A 19,195-nucleotide genomic window follows, 5' to 3' on the forward strand; every position below is an offset into this window, starting at 1 on the left:
CAGGACCTAACTACGCCAACGCAGCGTGACAGGCTTGATCGGGTTCTCAAAGGGGCGGTCTTCAGTACGCGAGGCCGCCCATTCCTTTTTCAGCGTGCGGTACCATTTGGCCTGCACATCAATATCGTCGATCCAGATCATCGCTTTCTGATACTTCATGCCCTCATTTTGAAGGTCGACGATGTCACCGTCCTGACGCAGGAACTTGCGCGCGGCGGGCTTGAAGATCGGAATGGCGAGGTTGAGGAGCGGCGCCCCGAAGAACCAGGTCACCTGCGTGATCCGCGTCTGCTTCTTATAGACAGGGGTCAGACAGGTCAGCGTCAGCAAGCGCGCAGTCTCATTCTCCACGATTTCCCAGCGATAGCCGGGAAGCTGGAAGATGATCTGCGTCGTGACCTTGCCGCCAAATACCGCCTTGTAGGCCAGAGAATTGGATGACGGCTGATGGCGATCAATCGCCCAGCCCCGGTCACGCGGAACAAAGGGCTTTTCCTTCAGCTTCAACCCCACGCTCGGTGGGCGCCACCACCACTGCGAATGCACAAAGGCAACGTGCGCCGGGTCCATCAGGCCTACGACGGCGTCATCCATGTGCGCGTTGAACGTCTCTTCGATGACGAATTTCGGCTTGTCGGGTAGCTCTCCAAAATCCGGCGGCGGCACGTCGGGCTCGCCCTCGAATTTCGGGTCATGCGCGATGAAGACGAAGATCATCCCGTTCTTCTCGTGCACGGGATAGCGGCGCACCTTGAAACGGCTTGCCTCATAGGGCTGACCTTCGAGCACGCTCGGCATGTGGCGGCAGACCCCGTCCGTGCCGAAGCGCCAGCCATGATAGGGGCACTCTACGGTCGGCTCGCCATTCGTGTCTTTCATCTTGCCCGCCGACAGCGGCACGAGCCGGTGCGGGCAGATATCCCGCAGCGCAAAGGCGTCACCCGCCTCTGTCCGGCCCACCACGATGGGCTGATCCAGCATAATGACATGCTTCAGCCCGCCGGGTTTCAGCTCGCTTGAGGGGCACGCCAGATACCAACTATCTGTCAGCCAGCCTTCGGCCGTGATGCCTGGCTGGGTCTCTGTCGTCTTGTCGATAAGCGTCTGCGTGTCGGCCATGTGGCCTTCTATACTGCGCAAACCCTTACAGAAAGCCTGAAACACCCCGCATTGACAGCACGCAGCCGCTAGTCGGGAACGGCAAGCCCCGCTATATGGCGGGCCATGACACCCCGCGAAAAGATCCGCAATTTTTCCATCGTGGCCCATATCGACCACGGCAAGTCCACCCTCGCTGACCGGCTCATTCAGGTCACGGGCGGTCTCACAGATCGTGAGATGCGCGAACAGGTGCTCGATTCCATGGATATCGAGCAGGAGCGCGGCATCACGATCAAGGCACAGACGGTCCGTCTGAATTACACTGCCAAAGATGGCGAGACCTACGTCCTGAACCTGATGGACACGCCGGGCCACGTCGACTTCTCCTACGAAGTCAGCCGCTGCCTTGCTGCTTGCGAGGGCTCTCTCCTCATCGTTGACGCCTCACAGGGCGTCGAGGCGCAGACACTCGCCAACGTGTATCAGGCGATCGAGCAGGACCACGAAATCGTCCCGGTCCTCAACAAGATCGACCTGCCAGCCGCCGAGCCTGACCGCGTGAAAGAGCAGATCGAGGACATTATCGGCCTCGATGCCTCAGATGCGATCATGACGTCTGCCAAGAACAATATCGGCATTGAGGACGTCCTCGAAGCCATCGTCACGCGCCTTCCGCCGCCACACGAAGGCGACCGGGACAAGCCGCTGAAAGCCTCGCTGATCGATGCCTATTACGACCCCTATCTCGGTGTGGTCGTCATCGTGCGCATCGTCGACGGCGTGATGAAGAAGAAGCAGAAGATCCGCATGATGCGCGCCAAGTCGACCTATGAGATCGACAAGGTCGGCGTTTTCGGGCCGAAGCCGACAGATGTCGACGAGCTTGGTCCCGGCGAAGTCGGCTTCTTCGTTGCCTCGATCAAGGAAGTGGCTGACACCGCCGTCGGCGACACCATCACCGAAGAAAAGAACCAGACCGACACTCCCCTTCCAGGCTATAAGGAAGTCGTGCCGATGGTGTTCTGCGGCCTCTTCCCGGTTGATGCAGGTGACTTCGATGATCTGCGCGCGGCCATGTCGAAGCTGCGTCTGAACGATGCGTCCTTCACCTGGGAAATGGAAACGTCCGCCGCGCTCGGCATGGGCTTTCGCTGCGGCTTCCTTGGGCTACTCCACCTCGAGATCATCCAGGAACGCCTCAGCCGTGAGTTTGACCTCGACCTGATCGCGACGGCCCCATCCGTGGTCTATGAGATGACCATGACAGACGGCACCGAGCTGGAGCTGCACAATCCGGCAGACATGCCGGACGTTGTGCGCATCAGCGAAATCCGCGAACCGTGGATCAACGCGACGATCTACACGCCGGACGACTATCTCGGTGCCATCCTGCAGCTCTGTCAGGACCGCCGCGGCATTCAGAAGGAGCTCTCCTATGTCGGGGGGCGCGCCATGGTGAAGTATGAGCTGCCGCTCAACGAAATCGTCTTCGACTTCTATGATCGTCTGAAATCCATCTCGAAGGGCTACGCCAGCTTCGATTACGAAATCATCGGCCACCGCGCCGAAAACCTCGTGAAGATGCAGATCCTCGTGAATGACGAACCGGTCGATGCGCTTTCCATGCTCGTCCACCGCGACCGCGCCGAGGGCCGGGGCCGCCAGATGTGCGAGCGCCTGAAAGACCTCATCCCTCGCCAGATGTTCAAGATCCCGATCCAGGCCGCCATTGGTGGCCGCGTGATCGCGCGTGAAACCATCTCGGCGCTCCGCAAGGATGTGACCTCGAAATGCTATGGCGGCGACGCAACGCGTAAACGCAAGCTCCTCGACAAGCAGAAAGCCGGCAAACAGCGCATGCGCCAGTTCGGCAAGGTCGAAATCCCGCAGGAAGCTTTCGTGGCAGCCCTGCGTATGGACGACGATTGATCTTAGAACATACGCCGTTCCCCGCATGCGGGGAGGGTCGGGACGGAGTCTCTCGTACGTCACCGATAGACAGGCAATTCTTCGCCGATAGTCTCCTCGCAGAGCGACTTAACGTCGATGCTGAGCTTCACGAAGCCCCGCTCAAAGCCTATTATGGCGGCGACGCGCGCGGCTATACCGACTTCCCGACCATGAAAGAGGCGTAGCGTTCACCGCGAACGAGAGACTGGGGGGAACTATGAAACTACAATTCTGGGCAGCTGCAGCCGCACTGGCCGTCGCGTCGGGGCCAGCAGCTTTTGGGCAGTCATCTGAACTTGAGAGCGAAGACAGTACAGCCACTATTGAAAACTGCCTCGCTGAGGCTGAAGCCGGTGGTCGCAATCGGGAATCATGCGTGGGCAGAATGTACGATGCCTGCCCGGGCAATGCCGGCTCCACCCTCGAAATGGTGACCTGTATTACCAATGAGACCGCTTTCTGGGACGCTCGTTTGAATGAGGTCTATCGTGAGCTCATCGACATATACAGGCGTCGGGATTCAGAGTTTAGCGACGACTACAACATGGTCGCCCGCCTTCGGGACACACAGCGCGGCTGGATAGAATGGCGCGATCTCAAATGCCGCTTTGCCTATGACGAATTTCGGGGCGGCACGATGGGCCGCATTACTGGCGCGGACTGCATGATGAGCATGACGGCGGAGCGCGTCTTTGAGCTGGAAGACCTCAAAGAAACCGCAGAGATGTAAGCCCTCCCCGGCGTCACCGATAGGCAGCCCGGACGCCAACGGCTAATCTCTTCTGCAAAACAGGGAGAGACGCTATGGCGGATACAGCCACCACTTTCGAGGAAATCCTCTACGAAGTCGCAGACAATATCGCGACGATCACGCTGAATGCGCCGGACCGTATGAACACCATCTCCGGACCGATGCTGGACGGGCTTTCCAGCGCGCTGCTGAAAGCAGATGCCGACACGGATGTGCGCTGCGTGATCCTGACCGGTGCAGGCCGCGCCTTCTGCGCTGGCCTCAATCTCGAAAGCGCAACCAAAGGCGAGGGCATTGGCTCCGGCGCTGTTTCATCTGCCAATCTTGACCTACGCAACACCCCGCCGACCATCCTGTTCAATATGGACACGCCAACCATCTGCGCCATCAATGGCGGCGCAGCCGGCTATGGCATGGACACGGCGCTGGGCTGCGATATCCGCATCATGTCGGACAAGGCAAAAATGGCCGCCGCCTTCACCAAGCGCGGCATCCTGCCTGAAAGCGGCGGCACCTGGTTCCTGCCGCGCATGCTGGGCTGGGAGAAAGCGTGCGAGCTCATTTTCACAGGCCGAACGCTAAAGGCGGACGAGTGCCTCGCAGAAGGCCTCTGCACTAAGGTTGCCGCACATGACAGCCTGATGGACGAAGCCCGCGCGCTGGCAAAGGAAATCGCATCCAACGCGCCGCTTGCCGTTCAGGCGTCCAAACGCCTCATGCGCATGGGCCTGTCGGAGCCATTCACCGAGCACGTCCACCACGTCTTCCTGCAACTCCTGCCGCTCATGCGGTCAGAAGATGCCCGCGAAGGCATGATGGCCTTCCTCGAAAAGCGCGAAGCGAACTTCAAGGGCCGCTAGGCGGCGCTAGAAGCCACCCGTTGCCAGCGCAAGTTCGCGCGCCTCATCTTCAGCACCGAGCCTGCGAAGCGTGGAAAGCACGCTTTGCAGGCCTGCCGGAGAAAGCTCAGCCGGGTTACCGCCCACCGCGTTAAGCGCAAGCAGCAGGGCCTCGCCATGCGCGCCGTTGCGGGCAGCTGCTTCGATCGCAACGATCTGACCGGATGAAGGCTGGGTTTCCTCGTCGTCGACCTGTGCTGCGAGCGCCTGACGCGCCTCCACTGGAAGCGAAACATCAAAAGACGCCCAGACAGCGAAAAGGGACAGCGCCTGCGCGCGCACTGCGGTACTCGCATCTTCGCCCACAAGGTTTCCGGCCACACGCTCTATCGTTGCGCGATTGCGCTCGCGCGACATGATCAGGCCATATCCGCGCATCAGGTCGACTTCGTACGAGGCATCACCAACCCCGACATCCGCTGCGTCGAGCCAGAAGCTGGCAAGCGACATGTTCCCAACCGCCATAGCCGCGCGGGCAAAACTCAACGCCTCTTCTTGCTCGACTGCGTCAGCTGGGAAACGTTTAAGATTATCCTCGAACAAGCCGGCTGTCGTAGCGATCCCCTCGTCGCTGGCACGTGCTTCTTCGAGAGCTGCTGCGAGCGCTTCTATCTGGCGGCGCTCTAGGGAGACAACAGCTTCGGTCTCGTCTTCGCCAGCTTCTGGCTCTTGTTCAATGATAATCGGGTCAAACGCGGTCAGGTCACCGGGGCGCAGAATAACTGGCGCTTCGTCGACCTGCGTCAGAAGGAAAAACGCCTCTTCTGTCGCGGTCTGCGGCTCGAAATCCGGCGCGGAAACATAATCGACAAAAAGCGAGCGGTACTGCGGGGCATCCAGCAGACCCTCGGTCACGGCCCGGCGGGCCGCCAGAACGCGGAGTTCCAGAGGATTATCGCGGTCATTGGCATAAGCCATGGCAAGGTCGGGCCGCGCTGTCGCGAGTGCGTCCGGGGTCACCTCCAGATTAGCAAGCTCTGAAAACGCAACCTGAAGACCGGAGCCGAGCCGCGCGTCCGGGCGTTCTTCCGACTCAGCTATGATGGCAATCGCCGTCTCCGTTACCCATGGGTCGGCGCCCTCCTCGATGGCGGCCAGCTCAAGCGCCAGCTCTGCCTCGGCGAGATTGTCACCTTCGATTGCGCAAATGATGCGGAGCTCCAGCCAGAACTTTTCGGCGGCCTCTGGATTCATCTGGTCGCAGACGAGACCAAGCTCGCCGCGCGCAAGCCGGTTGTCCGACGTGATGGCATCCGGGTCGACACCGTCCGGCAGCGTATCGACCTGCCGACCGAGCTCTGAAACGGCCTGGCGTTCGTTCAGAGCGGCCAGCAACTCAAGGCGCATCGTCTGAAGCTCACCGGAACCTTCCCCACGCGGCGCGACCGATGGCGAACGCAGGGCGCGGCTCAACAGGTTGCGCTCAGGCACCGACATCGTCTCAACGTCGAGCGACTGCATCAGCTCGAGCAGGAAGTCCGGGTCCGAAGATATCCAGAATCGGTCGGTCAGCGCTCGCTCACCGCGCGCCAGAAGGGTGGTGTTCCAGGCGTTCACATCGTCGAGACCGCTGGAACGGATCTGGGCCTCTGCCCCCAAACTGATCGACGCTGCCAGAAGCAGCGCCTGAACTGGCCTAGAAAACATTCTCGACCTCCATCCGCACTTCGCCGGCTTCCGGGCGCGAATTATCGACTTCGGTGCCCAGCCACCAAAGAGCGCCAACAATGGCGATGATCAGGACAGCGAACAGGATGAACCATTTGCGCATTCGAAAGAAACCTCATTGGCATTAGCATGACCGCGATTGTTGCCCAGCAACGTCGAGCCTGTATAGGACACTCATGAGCGAGCTTAAAAGCCCATGACCACAAAGAGTAGCTACACCGCAGATCCGGCACGAATAGGGCAAGCCATCTCTAAACGCACAGTCGCGCTTGTCGGACTGATGGGTGCTGGCAAATCGACTGTGGGTCGCCGGCTGGCAGATGCGCTGGGGCGCCAGTTTTACGATAGCGACAATGAGATTGAAAAGGCAGCCAGCCTCTCGATCTCCGATATCTTCGCCCTGCATGGCGAGGAAGAGTTCAGGCGCGGCGAGCACCGCGTCCTCGAGCGGCTGCTCAACGAAGCACCTCATGTCCTCGCGACGGGCGGCGGCGCCTATCTCAACCCGGAGACGCGCGACCTGCTACGCGAGAAAGCCATCACGATCTGGCTCAATGCCGACCTGGAGACCCTGTGGCGGCGCGTCTCCCGGCGCAGCCACCGCCCGCTACTGAAAGCTGACAACCCGAAGGGCGTCCTCAGTCGACTTCTCGATGAGCGCACCCCTATCTATGAGAAAGCCGATCTGGTCGTGACGAGTGAGGAAGGCCCTCACCGCGCGACTGTGAACGCTATTCTGAAAGCACTCGACGAGTGGAGCCAGACACATAATGACTGAGACCACAGCCGCCCTCCATTTAGTCCGCGTTGATCTGGATGATCGCAGCTATGACATCCGTATCGGCGCGGGTCTCATCGAGGGCGCCGGAACTGCGCTTGCGCCCCTGACGCGTCAGCCGCGCGTATTTGTGCTGACCGACGGCACAGTTGGCGGTCTTTATGCTGGCGACCTTGAAAAGAGCCTGAGCGGCGCTGGCCTCGATATGCGGCTCAAGGCTGTGTCTCCCGGAGAGGGCGCAAAAAGCTGGGCCATCCTTGGCGAAGTGCTCGACTGGCTGCTGTCAGAAGGAGCAGGCCGCGATGATGTCCTTGTTGCCCTCGGCGGTGGCATCGTTGGTGACCTGACCGGCCTCGCCGCTTCGCTGATGAAGCGCGGCATGACTTTCGTTCAGATGCCAACCACGCTTCTGGCACAAGTGGATAGTTCCGTTGGCGGCAAAACGGCGGTGAATGCCACGCAGGGCAAGAATCTTATTGGCGCGTTCTATCAACCTGCGCTCGTGCTCGCTGATACTGGCCTTCTGGCCACCCTACCGACGCGAGAACGTCTCGCCGGCTATGCCGAGATTGTAAAGTACGCCCTGATAGACGATCCTGCTTTCTTGGACTGGCTCGAAAAGCATGGCCTTGACGTCGTCGCACTCAAACAGGACGCGTTAGCTGAGGCAGTGGCCATTTCATGCCGGGCCAAGGCCCGCATTGTTTCGCAGGACGAGCGTGAATCTGGCGTCCGCGCACTGCTCAATCTTGGCCACACATTCGGCCATGCGCTCGAGGCCGTGAACGGTTTTCAGTCTTCGCTCCTTCATGGCGAAGCCGTTGCATCTGGCATGGCGCTCGCCCTTCGCTATTCGGCGCGCCTCGGGCTGATGGACATTACCGATGCTTGCCGCGCCGAAGCCCTTCTTGAAAAGGCTGGTCTGGTGACACAGCTAACTCGCGTGCCAGGGGGTCCATACACATCCAGTGCGCTCGTCGAAGCGATGAAGCAGGACAAGAAGGGCCGCGCCGGAAAAATTCCGCTCATTCTTGCGCGCGGTCTCGGTCAGGCCTTCATCCTGCCGGACGCCGATCTCGCCGATGTCGGCGAATTCTTAGAAGGGGAGCTCCAGCGGAGCTAAGCCATGATTATTGGAACATTTATCGCCATCCTCTGCCTGCTCGGGATGTCGGCTTTCTTTTCAGGCTCTGAGACAGCCCTTACGGCCGCCTCACGCACCCGGATGCACCAGCTTGAGCGCGACGGCGACAAGCGCGCCGCCAAGGTCACGACGCTGATTTCTGATCGTGAGAAACTGATCGGGGCGATCCTGCTTGGAAACAACCTCGTCAATATTCTTGCATCGGCCCTCGCGACCACGCTCTTTGCGTCGCTCATGCCAGGCGCGGCAGGTGTGGCGACCGCCACAGCCGTCATGACAATTCTGGTTCTCATTTTCGCGGAAGTCCTGCCGAAAACCTACGCAATCACTCGCGCAGACCGGATGGCCATGTCGGTCGCCAAGCCGATTTCGTGGCTTGTCGCTGGCGCAGCCTGGATCGTCACCATCATTCAGGGCATCGTAAACTTCACACTTCGCATGATCGGGGCAAGCGCCCCTGATGCCGACTTCACGGCTGAAGAAGAAATTCGGGGCGCGATCGACTATCACCATTTCGAAGGCGGCGTGGACGAAGCCGACCGACATCGACTCGTCGGCGCGCTTGACCTCAAGGACATGACAGTCGAAGAAGTCATGATCCACCGCAAGAACATCACGATGCTGGATGCGACACTGCCATCAGGGGAGATCATCCGCCAGGCACTGAAGAGTCCTCATACCCGCATCCCGCTTTATCAGGCTGATGATGACGAAATCATCGGCATCCTGCATGTGAAGGACCTGCTGCGGGCAGTCGTGCAACATAAGGGCAATATTGACGGGCTCGATCTGACGGAGCTTTTGCGTGAACCCTGGTTCGTGCCCGAAACGACACCGTTGCAGGACCAGCTCGACCTCTTCCTGAAAGAGCGCAACCACTTCGCCCTCGTCATCGACGAATACGGCGAATTGCAGGGTCTTTTGACGCTTGAGGATATCCTCGAAGAGATTGTCGGCGATATTCGCGACGAACATGACGTGCCAGTTCAGGGTGTTCGTCCGCAATCAGACGGCTCTGTCATGACCGAAGGTTGGGTCACTATCCGGGATCTCAACAGGGCCACGGGATGGCAGCTTCCGGATGAGGAAGCCGTCACGGTCGCAGGCCTCGTCATTCACGAAGCTCAGACGATCCCGGAACCGGGTCAGCGTTTCGCCTTTCACGGTCACCGCTTTGACATCATCCGCAAGACCCGCAACCAGATCACAGGCCTGCGGGTTGCCCCCATGCCGGAAGAGCCTGAGGACGACTGACGCTCGCAGAGCCGTCGCGAATGTCGCCTACTGCGCGACCCAGCCGCCATCCATCTGCATGAGCGCGCCGTTGATCTGGTTCGTCGCTGGGCTGGTCAGGAACACTGCCATTGCACCGACCTGCTCGACGGTAACAAATTCCTTGGTCGGCTGGGCAGCCAGCAGGACGTTCTGCTTGACCTCTTCCTCACTTATACCGCGCGCTTTGGCGGTATCAGTGATCTGAGCATCGACCAGAGGCGTGTGGACATAGCCGGGACAGATCGCATTACAGCGAACGCCGTGCTGTGCACCTTCCAGTGCGACGACCTTGGTCAAACCGGCAATTCCATGCTTGGCCGCGACATAAGCTGACTTGTAGGGCGACGCGACCAGCGCATGGGCACTTGCCGTATTGATGATACGTCCCCAGCCCTTCTCCTTCATTCGTCCCATAACGAGACGCGTCGTGTGGAACGCCGCACTCAAATTGAGTGCGATGATGAGATTCCACTTTTCTACAGGAAACTCGTCGACCGGCGCGACGTGCTGAACGCCCGCATTATTGACGAGGATATCGACACCGCCGAAGTCGCGCTGGGCGTAATCGATCAGTCCTTCAATCGCAGCAGGATCTGTCAGATCAGCGCCTGAAAACCCAACGTCTACACCGAACTCGGACCTGAACTCAGCGATGAGCTTCTCGTCCTCGCCGGGCTTGATCAGGCCGTTCAGCACAACATTCGCGCCTTCCTTGGCCAGGGCTCTGGCGACCGCCTTACCGATACCGCTGGTTGAACCGGTGATGAGGGCCGTTTTCCCGCTGTGCAACATTGGCATCCGTCCTGCTTGAGTGGTTGGTCCGGCTTGTTTAGGACAGACCCTTAAAACAGCATAGTAGAGGTTTCCATGGGTGCGGTTTTTCAGTCTTTTCAGGAAGGCTTCCCGACATTCCTGATGTGGACCGGCACAGCCGGTCTCATGCTGATTGTCGCCGTGGCGATCTACATACTTCTGACGCCATGGAAAGAGCTTGCGCTCGTGCGCGGCGGCAACGGAACCGCAGGACTTGCGCTTTCCGGCGCAATTGTCGGTCTCGCCATTCCTCTTGCGTCCTGTCTGGCCTCGAGCGTTTCCCTGCCAGACCTCATCCTCTGGGGCATGGTCTCCCTTATCCTTCAGCTTCTGGCCTACCGTTTCACCGACCTTTTGCTGCGGGATCTGCCCCGGCGCATCCAGGAAGACGAAGCCGGCGCGGCAATTGTTCTCATCGGAACGAAGCTCGCCAGCGCCATGTTACTGGCAGCCGGTCTCTGGGATCCGGCCCTTCAGCGCCTCGGATAAAGGGAGCGAGCTATATTACGCCATCTTCCAGACTGGGTTTTCTACCTGCTCGCGCTCGCCGCGCTGGTGATTGGCGTCTTCTCCCTGTCACCAGATCAGGACGCACCGCCCGCGACCCCCGATTCCGTTGAACGCGAAGGCGCGACCCTGCCGCCGCCATCAGCCTTTGACGAAGCTGTCCTTGTACGCGTGGAGGCTCCGCGCGATGGCATCGGCACCGCTTTTTCGATCAACACAGATGGTTACTGGCTGACCGCGCGCCACGTTGTAGATGGCTGCGACGATGTCTGGCTACTCGTTGCCCCGAACCGGTATCTGCCCGTGCGCGACTTTTCCGTGTCCGACACAAACGACCTTGCGTTGCTCTACGCCCCGCCAAGCCTCGCCCCCGTTGCTCTAGACATTTCGAACGACCTGCGCGTTGGCAGCTATGGTTATCATGTTGGCTATCCGCAAGGACGGCCCGGAGAGGCTGCAAGTCGGCTTATCTCCCGGTCGCGCCTGATCACTCGCGGGCGCCGGAGCGGCGAAGAATCCGTGCTGGCCTGGGCGGAAACCGGCCGCACATCCGACCTTGAAGGCACGCTCGGCGGCCTGAGCGGCGGCCCGGTCTACGACGCTGAAGGCAAGGTTCGCGGTGTGATAATCGCTGAGAGCCCGCGCCGTGGCCGTCTATACAGCGCCTCACCCGAAACCATTCGAACCTTCCTTGCTGAGCAGGATGTCATTCCGCTCGGCGAACGCCCGACACCGTTTGAACCAGCCACCTATGGCGGCGCTGCAGACCGCGTGCGCCAGAGCCTTCAAGTCGTGAAGGTGGCCTGCAAGGTCGACGAACCGGAAGCAGACTCATGAATTTCGCCGATCGGCTTGTAGCGGCCACTGAAGAATATGGCCCGCTTTGTGTCGGGCTTGATCCGCATGCCGGCCGTATTCCAGACCTGTTTGGCGGTGACACTCCAGACGGCGTGGAGGCTTGGGGCCTCGCAATGGTAGAAGTTGCAAAGGGCCGTACCGGTGTCATCAAGCCCCAATCGGCTTTCTACGAACGTCATGGCTGGCAGGGCATGCGCGCGTTGACCCGCATACTCGAGGCGGCGCGCGAGGCTGACCTGACCGTCCTGATGGATGCAAAGCGTGGTGACATTGGCTCTACGGCAGCAGGATATACGGCGGCCTTCCTTGCGAAAGATGCGCCGTTTCCCAGCGATGCGCTGACAGTGAACCCCTATATGGGTCTCGATACGCTTGAGCCGCACGTGAAAGCAGCCGAAGAGAACGGCAAAGGCGTCATCGTACTCGCTCGAACTTCAAATCCGGGCTCGGCAGATTTCCAGTCGAAATCACTCGAAGGCGCGCCCCTGTTCGAGCGTATCGTCGAAGCTCTTTCCCCTATGGTGGAGCGTCTGAAAGGCGATAGCGGCTGGTCAGGCCTCATGCTTGTCACCGGCGCGACCGGCCCACAGGAAGCCCGCCGTCTCAGAGAGCTCGCACCGCACGCGCTTTTCCTCGTACCCGGCTATGGCGCACAGGGTGCGGGGGCCGCTGACGCCATGAGCGGCTTTGTCCTGCGCGGTAACCGCCTTTCCGGCGGCGTGGTCAGCGCATCCCGTTCCGTCAGCTTTCCTCCGGAGGCTCAATCCGCCTCAACGCTTGGCGAATGGCGCACGGCGATTGCAGGCGCCATCAACGCGGCGCAGGCTGACCTGATGGCGGCAGCAAAGCGCTGAGTTTGCCCGCCCGCCCTGACGTTGCGTCCGGCTCGACAAGACTCCTGAAAACCGTAGCATGCTTCAGGTATCGGCCATGGCTATGATAAGGTCGGTCTTGAGGAAACACTGGAGGGATCATGAAACCTGTGCGCCTAGCTGCGACAGCTGCGCTGTCTGCACTCTGGCTTACGGCATGTGGTAACCCGTCTGAGGACGCAGCCAATGTCGAAACCCCGAATCCACCAGAGGCCGATGAAGCCTCGCTGACCGGCGCGGCCGCCGTCGATGAGGCACGCCTCTCGAATGCAGCTTCAACGCCTGCCGAGTGGCTGACCTATAATGGCACCTATGAAGAACAGCGCCATTCAGCCCTGACCGGCATTTCGGCCGAGAATATTTCTGAGCTTGCACCAGCCTGGACGTACGAGCTCAACACCGGTCGCGGCATTGAGTCGACGCCGATCGTCGTTGACGGCGTGATGTATCTCACTTCCTCATGGTCGGTGGTCTACGCGCTCGACCCTGTCACAGGCGAAGAGCTTTGGGTCCATGATCCGGAAGTCGACCGCGCTGTTGGAGTGAAAGCCTGCTGCGACGTCGTGAACCGAGGCGTCGCAGTCTATGATGGCAAAGTCTATGTCGGCGTGATTGATGGTCGCCTCCAGGCACTCGACGCAGAGACAGGTGAAGTTGAATGGAGCATCGTTACTGTCGACCAGTCCAAGCCATACACGATCACTGGCGCCCCGCGCATCGTCAAAGGCAATGTCCTGATCGGTAATGGCGGCGCCGAACTCGGCGTGCGCGGCTACCTTTCAGCCTATGATGCAGCGACGGGCGACCTCGACTGGCGCTTTTACACCGTCCCGAACCCGAGCAAGGAACCGGACGGCGCAGCGTCGGACGCAATCTTCGCAGAGCTCGCCAATGACACATGGGGCGATGATGGCGCATGGGTCAGCGATGGTGGCGGCGGCACGGTATGGGACGCGATCGTCTACGACGACGTGAACGACCAGATCATCTTCGGCGTCGGCAACGGCTCACCATGGAATGCCGACCTGCGCGACCCCAATAGTGACGGCGACAACCTCTTCGTTTCTTCCATCGTCGCGGTCGATGCTACAACCGGCGAGTACAAGTGGCACTACCAGACCACGCCGCGCGACAATTGGGACTATACCGCAACCCAGCACATCATGCTGGCCGACCTGCCGCTTGGCGAGAATGGTGAAACCCGCCGCGTCGCCATGCAAGCTCCCAAGAACGGCTTTTTCTACGTGGTCGACGCCGCCACTGGTGAGCTGATCTCTGGTGAGCCATATGCCGCGATCAACTGGGCAGAAGGCCTCGATGAAGACGGCCGTCCGATCGAAAACCCGGAAGCCCGCAACAATGACCCTGAAACCTATGCCGGTTTCGTTCAGGTTCCTGCTCCGTATGGCGCCCACAACTGGCACCCTATGGCGATGAACCCCGATCTTGGCCTCGTCTATATTCCCGCGATGGAGCTTGGTCAGGCCTACATCACGGATCCGCGCTTCAAGTCGAAACCGTCCAAGTGGAACACCGGCATGGACTTCTCAGCCGGCATGCCGCTTCGCTATCCCGAAGGTACGGTCCAGGCCCTTCGTGCGGCGGCAAAAGGCACGCTCGTGGCCTGGGATCCGGTTGCACAGGAAGCCCGCTGGACGGTCGAGCATGAAGCTGGCTGGAATGGTGGCATCCTATCTACCGCAAGCGGCATCGTCTTTCAGGGCAAGCTCGACGGCAGCTTCATCGCCTATGACGCCGCCACGGGCGAAGAACTGTGGACCGAGCAGCTTCACTCGGGCGCTCTGTCTGGCCCGATGACCTATGAGGTGGATGGCGAGCAGTACGTGACCATCACGACAGGCTGGGGCCACGCCTATGGTCTGGCTGCAGGCATGCTGTTCAAGGACGCTGTCCCGCCAGCGCTTGGCAAGGTCATTACGTTCAAGCTTGGCGGTGAAGCGGAAATCCCGCCGCTGGACACTGATCTCATCGTCGAAGCGGAACCGAAGACAGAGCCATTCGGGGACGAAGAGATGCTCCAGGCAGGTCTCGTTCACTATTCCCGCAATTGCGGCGTGTGCCACGGTCTGCTGGGCATCAGCTCAGGCGTGCTGCCGGACCTTCGCTGGTCGACCTACACAGCCAGCGCTGACGCCTGGAACAATGTCGTCATGAACGGCGCCCTTGCCAGCAATGGCATGGTGTCCTTCAGCGATGTCCTGACCCCTGAAGACTCCGAAGCGATCCGTGCTTATGTCGTGACACAGGCACACATGAATCGCAAAGAGGTCAGCGATAAGGATATTCAGGAAGAGGCTGTCGGCCCGGGCATGGACCTCGACGCAGAGCCTGAACTGGAAGCTGACGAACAGTAAGCCGCAGCGCTTACTGCTTTCGCTGTGAAGCAGGAAAACATAAACTCCCCGGCAGGCCCGTCGGGGAGTTTTTTCATGCACATTCTGCTGGCGATACTGGGTGTCGTGACTGCGCTTGCGCTCTGGTATCATCGCATCCGGATGATCTCCAGCGCTGCACGCGGCTCCTATCGCGCCGCGCGCGGGATCGCCGGGCGTGCACGCAAGGGCGCACCACCGAAGCCGGACGGAACGCTACTGGGCTCCGTCACTGATCCGCGTCAGGCCGCCGTCATCATGATGCTGCAGATCGCTGGGCCCCACGGCACGATCTCGGACCGCCAGGATGCCGCAATCCGGGACGAAATTAGGGCCCACTTCGGATATGCGGAAATGGATGCAGAAGACCTGATGGCAAAAGCGGGCTGGGCAATTCGCAATGCACCGTCGCCGCAGCGGGTGATGGCGCGCATGAGTGATGTCGTGATCCACTCTCCCGGCATTGGCCCAAAAGAGTTCGATGATTTATGCGCCATGCTGGAGAATGTCGCCGTCGCAGATGGGCGGGCAAATACGGGCCAACGTGACCTCATTCAGATCTGGCGCCGCAAGGCAGGCCTGAACTGAACCGCTTGGCAGAAGCGGGCGCGGCGCTGTACAAGCCATGCCCATGAGCGACGCCTACAAAAAACGTGTCCGCAAGGACAATTGGGGAAACTTCTCCGTCCTGCGCCATCGCGCCTTTGATGGCGTGCTGGTCACCTCAAAGAATTCCGGCACCCACTGGGTCAAGTACATGTTCTCGGTGGCGCTAGCCGACACTTATGGCGTGCCCCGCCCAGAATACTTCTCCGAGAATGCGGTGCGCCCCTATATTGGCTGGCCGAAGGACAAGCCGACCTTCCCGGAGCTGCCGCGCCTCGCTTTCAGCCATACCATCCCGCACAAGCTGGCCGACTGGACGTGGGCGCGCGGCATTGCAGGCCTGCCGCCTTACATCCTTTTCGTGCGCCACCCCATGTCGATTCTCGCCAGCCACCACGCCAAGTGGAACCATGAGCTTGAGGTCGACTGGCTGGACTATCTGCGCGGCGACCCGTCGGGCTCAGTCTATCGCTGTGACCTCTACTGGCTTGCCCGCTTCTGGAACCGCTGGGGCGATATCCTCGAGAAAGCGGGCGACCGCATCTACCGCGTTCACTATGAAGATACCCGCGCCAATCCGCGGGCCATCCTCGGCGGCATGGCCGCCCATTGGCAGATCAGCCTGACCTCCAAGGCGCTGGACGGCGCGCTCAAGGCCGGTACCAAGGAAGCCATGGCTAAAAAGGTAGACCCGGAAGCCGAGGCCAATGTGCTTCAATTCCGGAAGACGCCGCTCAACGAACAGTTCTCAGGCGAGGCGCTGGACATCTACCGGGAGCGGGTGAAGGAACTCTTCCGCCACGATCTAGGCTACGACCTTATGAGTCTTCCGAAGTCCTGAAACCTGCGCTGCGCCCGTTCTCGTCATACTTGATCCACCAGGGCTCTGCAGCTGCCTGCCCGGCAAGCTCAACCATCAGCGGATGGGACATGACGGCCACCACATAGGCCTGCGACGTCGTTGAACGCGGCAGGTCATAGGTCAGGAAACGTGTGACAACGGGCGCATAGACCGCATCTGCTGCGCTCCATTCGCCAAACAGGTAGGGCCCGCCGGAGGCCTCCAGCGCGCTGCTCCAGATTGCATCAACGCGCAAAATGTCATTGGCCAGCGCTTCGGTCATTTCCGGACGGCCATGCCGAGAACGGATATCCATCGGACATTCGCGGCGTAGTGTTGGAAAGCCTGAATGCATCTCTGCTGAAATGGCACGCGCCCTCGCGCGCTCCTTGGGGTTTTCGGGCCAAACCCCCGCGTCGGGATACCGGTCGGTCAGCCATTCTATTATAGCGAGAGAGTCCCAGATGGTTTCATCGTCCCAGATGAGAAGCGGCACTTTCCGCGTCGGGCTTATTTCCGCGAGGCGCGCCGTCGTATCGGGAAAGTCCAGCGGGACAATCTCTTCCTCAACCTCGAGCCTCAGATGCCGAACCATCAGGAGCGCCCTGATAGACCAGCTGGAATAGTTCAGGTTGCCGCTGACGAACTTCCGCATGTCTGGTTGCCCTATTCCGGCTTTCCGCCACCGATCAGCCATCTGAATGGCCGGATTTCGACCGTCTCGAACAGACCTGCTTTGGCATACGGATCATCAGCCGCCCACGCTTTGGCATCGGCAAGCGTGGAAAATTCCACAACGAAAGTCGATCCGGCAAATGTCTCGCTATCGTCAGCGAAGACAGGCCCTGCCATCAATATCCTGTCCGCATGAGCCTTAGCCCAGTCCAGATGGGCTGGCCTGTTCTCCATGCGGAGCGATAGTGCGCCGGACTTGTCGCGAGCATTGATCAGGAATTGCGCCATATCAGAAACCTTCATGCTTGAATGGGCGATTGAGGAGGGCGGTCATGGCTTCATCGACATTTTTCTGACCGGCAAGAATTTCGTGCACCGCCTGACAGATCGGCATCGCGACACCTTCGCGCGCTGCCAGCTCCGTCAGCGCCGGAGCTGTCGCAACGCCCTCCGTGACCGAGTTGCGTTCTGCGAGGATATCCTGAGCTGAGCGCCCCTGACCGAGCGCCATTCCGAAGCTCATGTTCCGCGATTGCGGGGACGAACACGTAAGGACAAGGTCGCCAAGACCGCAAAGACCGGCGAGTGTCTGTTGCTGCGCGCCCATGGCGACCGCCAGCCGGGTCATCTCGGCGAAGCCGCGCGAAATTAGCGCCGCGTGGGCAGATTTTCCAAGCTCGAGCCCTTCGACAATGCCGCAGGCAATCGCGAGCACATTCTTTACTGCCCCGCCAATCTCGGCGCCGATCAGATCGTTCGACCAGTAGGGACGAAAAGCGCTGCGACCAATGGCCTTCATTAGCGTCTGACCAAGTTTCTCATCTGCACAGGCAAGCGTCACCGCCGTCGGCAAGCCCCGCGCAACATCTGCTGCAAAACTTGGTCCCGAAAGGACTGCTGGGGTCGCTTTTGGCATTGTCTCATGCACGACATCAGTCATGAGGCTCAGCGTATTCTTCTCGATACCCTTCGAGCAGAGAAGCACGGGCACACCCGGTGTCAGATACTGATTGAGTTGGTTAAAGCAGGCTCGTGCATGTTGGGCCGGAACGACAGAGAGGATCGCCTCGCAGTCCGCCAGAATGGACATGTCGCTTGAAGCCTGCATCTTTGGCAGCTCAATATCTGGAAGGAATACTGGATTTCCCTTCCCCGCGCTCAGCGCTTCGGCAACTTCGGCCTCGAGCGCCCAGACCCGGACGTCCCGTCCTGCTTTCGTGGCCGTGGCGGCAAGGGCCGTGCCCCAGGCGCCAGCTCCAAGTACTCCGATGGTCTGCATATCAGGCCTCCTGCGCCAACAGGCCGCTGAAGAATTTATTGATCATTCAATCGATTTCCGTATCTTCTGCCCATGAGTGATAAATCCAAGACCCGTGAGCAGATCCTTGATGCGGCCATGAACCGTATCAAACACTATGGCTATGGCAAAACGACCATGTCCGAAATCGCAAGCGATTGCGATATGTCTGCAGGCAATATCTACCGCTTTTTCGCTTCAAAGCTCGATATTGCGGAGGCTATGGCCCGCCAGTTCAATGCGGAGCTTTATCAGTCCTATTCGGAGATTGCCCGCAGCGACGCGCCTCCAGCCCAGCGTCTGCGCAAGGTTTTTCATTACAGCCTGGATCAGACCTTCGACGCGATCGAGCGTGAAGCGAAGATTCTGGAAGTTGCCGAAGTGCTCGGCGAAGAGCGGCCCCTATTCATGAATGAGGGCCTCGCCCAGGAGCGCATCTATCTGTGTACCATTCTGGAGGATGGCGTCGCGCGCGGTGATTTCGCGCCAATCAAGGACTGCAACTACACTGCCGAAATGATCCAGTCGGCACTTATGAAGTACCGGTTTCCGCAGCTTTTTTCCCGTCTGACCCTCCCGAAACTTCGACGAGAGCTGAATGGCGTCCTCGACATCATTATCGCAGGCCTCGCCAAAGGCATCGAAAAGACGCCGGAGATTGAACACTAAATAATTTTCCAATCATTCATTGATTACCATACTGACCGGTGCTATATCTTTCTCACCGGAGCAGACAGGCTCGCCTGCCCGGCTCTTTTGAGAAGGAC

General features: G+C 59.8%; 21 protein-coding genes. 14 read left to right on the forward strand and 7 right to left on the reverse strand.

What is annotated here, in order from left to right:
• Positions 1–6 precede the first annotated feature (6 nt).
• Positions 7–1,119, reverse strand: a complete 1,113-nt coding sequence (locus tag O4G74_RS02085) for an aromatic ring-hydroxylating oxygenase subunit alpha (protein ID WP_269401010.1) — start codon at positions 1,117–1,119, stop codon at positions 7–9.
• A 105-nt stretch (positions 1,120–1,224) separates the two neighbouring features.
• On the opposite strand from O4G74_RS02085, the gene lepA reads away from it, so the two are divergent.
• From lepA to O4G74_RS02105, 4 genes are all read left to right on the forward strand, one after another.
• Complete coding sequence (gene lepA, locus O4G74_RS02090) at positions 1,225–3,030, forward strand: translation elongation factor 4 (protein ID WP_269401011.1); 1,806 nt, start codon at positions 1,225–1,227, stop codon at positions 3,028–3,030.
• A complete protein-coding gene (locus tag O4G74_RS02095; protein WP_269401012.1) occupies positions 3,027–3,236 on the forward strand; it encodes a hypothetical protein in 210 nt (69 codons plus the stop codon). Before lepA ends, O4G74_RS02095 begins: the two co-directional genes overlap by 4 nt.
• Positions 3,237–3,268: 32 nt before the next feature.
• Complete coding sequence (locus tag O4G74_RS02100; protein WP_269401013.1) at positions 3,269–3,781, forward strand: lysozyme inhibitor LprI family protein; 513 nt, start codon at positions 3,269–3,271, stop codon at positions 3,779–3,781.
• Positions 3,782–3,855: 74 nt separating this feature from the next.
• Positions 3,856–4,662: an enoyl-CoA hydratase/isomerase family protein gene (locus tag O4G74_RS02105; protein WP_269401014.1), complete on the forward strand. Its 807-nt coding sequence runs from the start codon at positions 3,856–3,858 to the stop codon at positions 4,660–4,662.
• A 6-nt stretch (positions 4,663–4,668) separates the two neighbouring features.
• On the opposite strand, the gene O4G74_RS02110 is transcribed toward O4G74_RS02105, so the two are convergent.
• Together O4G74_RS02110 and O4G74_RS02115 are read right to left on the reverse strand one after the other, a co-directional pair.
• Positions 4,669–6,348, reverse strand: a complete 1,680-nt coding sequence (locus O4G74_RS02110; RefSeq protein WP_269401015.1) for a hypothetical protein — start codon at positions 6,346–6,348, stop codon at positions 4,669–4,671.
• Entirely contained in the window at positions 6,338–6,472 is a 135-nt protein-coding gene (locus O4G74_RS02115; protein WP_267897085.1) for a hypothetical protein, read from the reverse strand. The genes O4G74_RS02110 and O4G74_RS02115 overlap by 11 nt, the downstream gene beginning before the upstream one ends.
• Before the next feature lie 93 nt (positions 6,473–6,565).
• Between O4G74_RS02115 and O4G74_RS02120 the strand changes: the two genes are divergently transcribed.
• From O4G74_RS02120 to O4G74_RS02130, 3 genes are read left to right on the forward strand one after another with little or no spacing between them, the layout of a single operon-like run.
• A complete protein-coding gene (locus O4G74_RS02120; RefSeq protein WP_269401016.1) occupies positions 6,566–7,147 on the forward strand; it encodes a shikimate kinase in 582 nt (193 codons plus the stop codon).
• Positions 7,140–8,270, forward strand: coding sequence for a 3-dehydroquinate synthase (gene aroB, locus O4G74_RS02125; protein WP_269401017.1), 1,131 nt, complete (start codon positions 7,140–7,142; stop codon positions 8,268–8,270). The genes O4G74_RS02120 and aroB overlap by 8 nt, the downstream gene beginning before the upstream one ends.
• A 3-nt stretch (positions 8,271–8,273) precedes the next feature.
• Positions 8,274–9,545 carry an HlyC/CorC family transporter gene (locus tag O4G74_RS02130; protein ID WP_269401018.1) on the forward strand — a complete coding sequence of 424 codons (1,272 nt, stop codon included), beginning with the start codon at positions 8,274–8,276 and terminating at the stop codon, positions 9,543–9,545.
• A gap of 27 nt (positions 9,546–9,572) precedes the next feature.
• On the opposite strand, the gene O4G74_RS02135 is transcribed toward O4G74_RS02130, so the two are convergent.
• Positions 9,573–10,358 carry a 3-hydroxybutyrate dehydrogenase gene (locus tag O4G74_RS02135; protein WP_269401019.1) on the reverse strand — a complete coding sequence of 262 codons (786 nt, stop codon included), beginning with the start codon at positions 10,356–10,358 and terminating at the stop codon, positions 9,573–9,575.
• 75 nt (positions 10,359–10,433) lie between these two features.
• Between O4G74_RS02135 and O4G74_RS02140 the strand changes: the two genes are divergently transcribed.
• From O4G74_RS02140 to O4G74_RS02165, 6 genes are all read left to right on the forward strand, one after another.
• Positions 10,434–10,868 (forward strand): DUF350 domain-containing protein, encoded by a 435-nt coding sequence (locus O4G74_RS02140; protein WP_119379438.1) that lies wholly within the window; start codon positions 10,434–10,436, stop codon positions 10,866–10,868.
• A 66-nt stretch (positions 10,869–10,934) separates the two neighbouring features.
• Positions 10,935–11,723 carry a S1 family peptidase gene (locus tag O4G74_RS02145; RefSeq protein ID WP_269401020.1) on the forward strand — a complete coding sequence of 263 codons (789 nt, stop codon included), beginning with the start codon at positions 10,935–10,937 and terminating at the stop codon, positions 11,721–11,723.
• Entirely contained in the window at positions 11,720–12,598 is an 879-nt protein-coding gene (gene pyrF / locus O4G74_RS02150) for an orotidine-5'-phosphate decarboxylase (protein WP_269401021.1), read from the forward strand. The genes O4G74_RS02145 and pyrF overlap by 4 nt, the downstream gene beginning before the upstream one ends.
• 119 nt (positions 12,599–12,717) lie before the next feature.
• Entirely contained in the window at positions 12,718–14,991 is a 2,274-nt protein-coding gene (locus O4G74_RS02155) for a PQQ-dependent dehydrogenase, methanol/ethanol family (RefSeq protein ID WP_269401022.1), read from the forward strand.
• Between the two features lie 75 nt (positions 14,992–15,066).
• The gene (locus O4G74_RS02160) at positions 15,067–15,597 is read left to right on the forward strand and encodes a TerB family tellurite resistance protein (RefSeq protein WP_269401023.1); all 531 of its coding nucleotides are present in this window, start codon (positions 15,067–15,069) and stop codon (positions 15,595–15,597) included.
• Between the two features lie 43 nt (positions 15,598–15,640).
• Positions 15,641–16,456 (forward strand): sulfotransferase family protein, encoded by an 816-nt coding sequence (locus O4G74_RS02165; RefSeq protein ID WP_269401024.1) that lies wholly within the window; start codon positions 15,641–15,643, stop codon positions 16,454–16,456.
• Here the strand turns inward: O4G74_RS02165 and O4G74_RS02170 are convergent.
• From O4G74_RS02170 to O4G74_RS02180, 3 genes are read right to left on the reverse strand one after another with little or no spacing between them, the layout of a single operon-like run.
• Entirely contained in the window at positions 16,434–17,111 is a 678-nt protein-coding gene (locus tag O4G74_RS02170) for a glutathione S-transferase (RefSeq protein ID WP_269401025.1), read from the reverse strand. The two genes, O4G74_RS02165 and O4G74_RS02170, sit on opposite strands and share 23 nt — an antisense overlap.
• Before the next feature lie 11 nt (positions 17,112–17,122).
• Entirely contained in the window at positions 17,123–17,434 is a 312-nt protein-coding gene (locus O4G74_RS02175; protein WP_269401026.1) for a YciI family protein, read from the reverse strand.
• Positions 17,421–18,410 (reverse strand): NAD(P)H-dependent glycerol-3-phosphate dehydrogenase, encoded by a 990-nt coding sequence (locus O4G74_RS02180; RefSeq protein ID WP_269401027.1) that lies wholly within the window; start codon positions 18,408–18,410, stop codon positions 17,421–17,423. Before O4G74_RS02180 ends, O4G74_RS02175 begins: the two co-directional genes overlap by 14 nt.
• A gap of 72 nt (positions 18,411–18,482) precedes the next feature.
• Here O4G74_RS02180 and O4G74_RS02185 point away from each other — a divergent pair, with 72 nt between their 5' ends.
• Positions 18,483–19,097 (forward strand): TetR/AcrR family transcriptional regulator, encoded by a 615-nt coding sequence (locus tag O4G74_RS02185; protein WP_269401028.1) that lies wholly within the window; start codon positions 18,483–18,485, stop codon positions 19,095–19,097.
• The last annotated feature ends 98 nt before the right edge of the window (positions 19,098–19,195 follow it).

The sequence above is a fragment of the Henriciella marina genome (assembly GCF_027213945.1).
Lineage (GTDB): Bacteria > Pseudomonadota > Alphaproteobacteria > Caulobacterales > Hyphomonadaceae > Henriciella > Henriciella marina_A.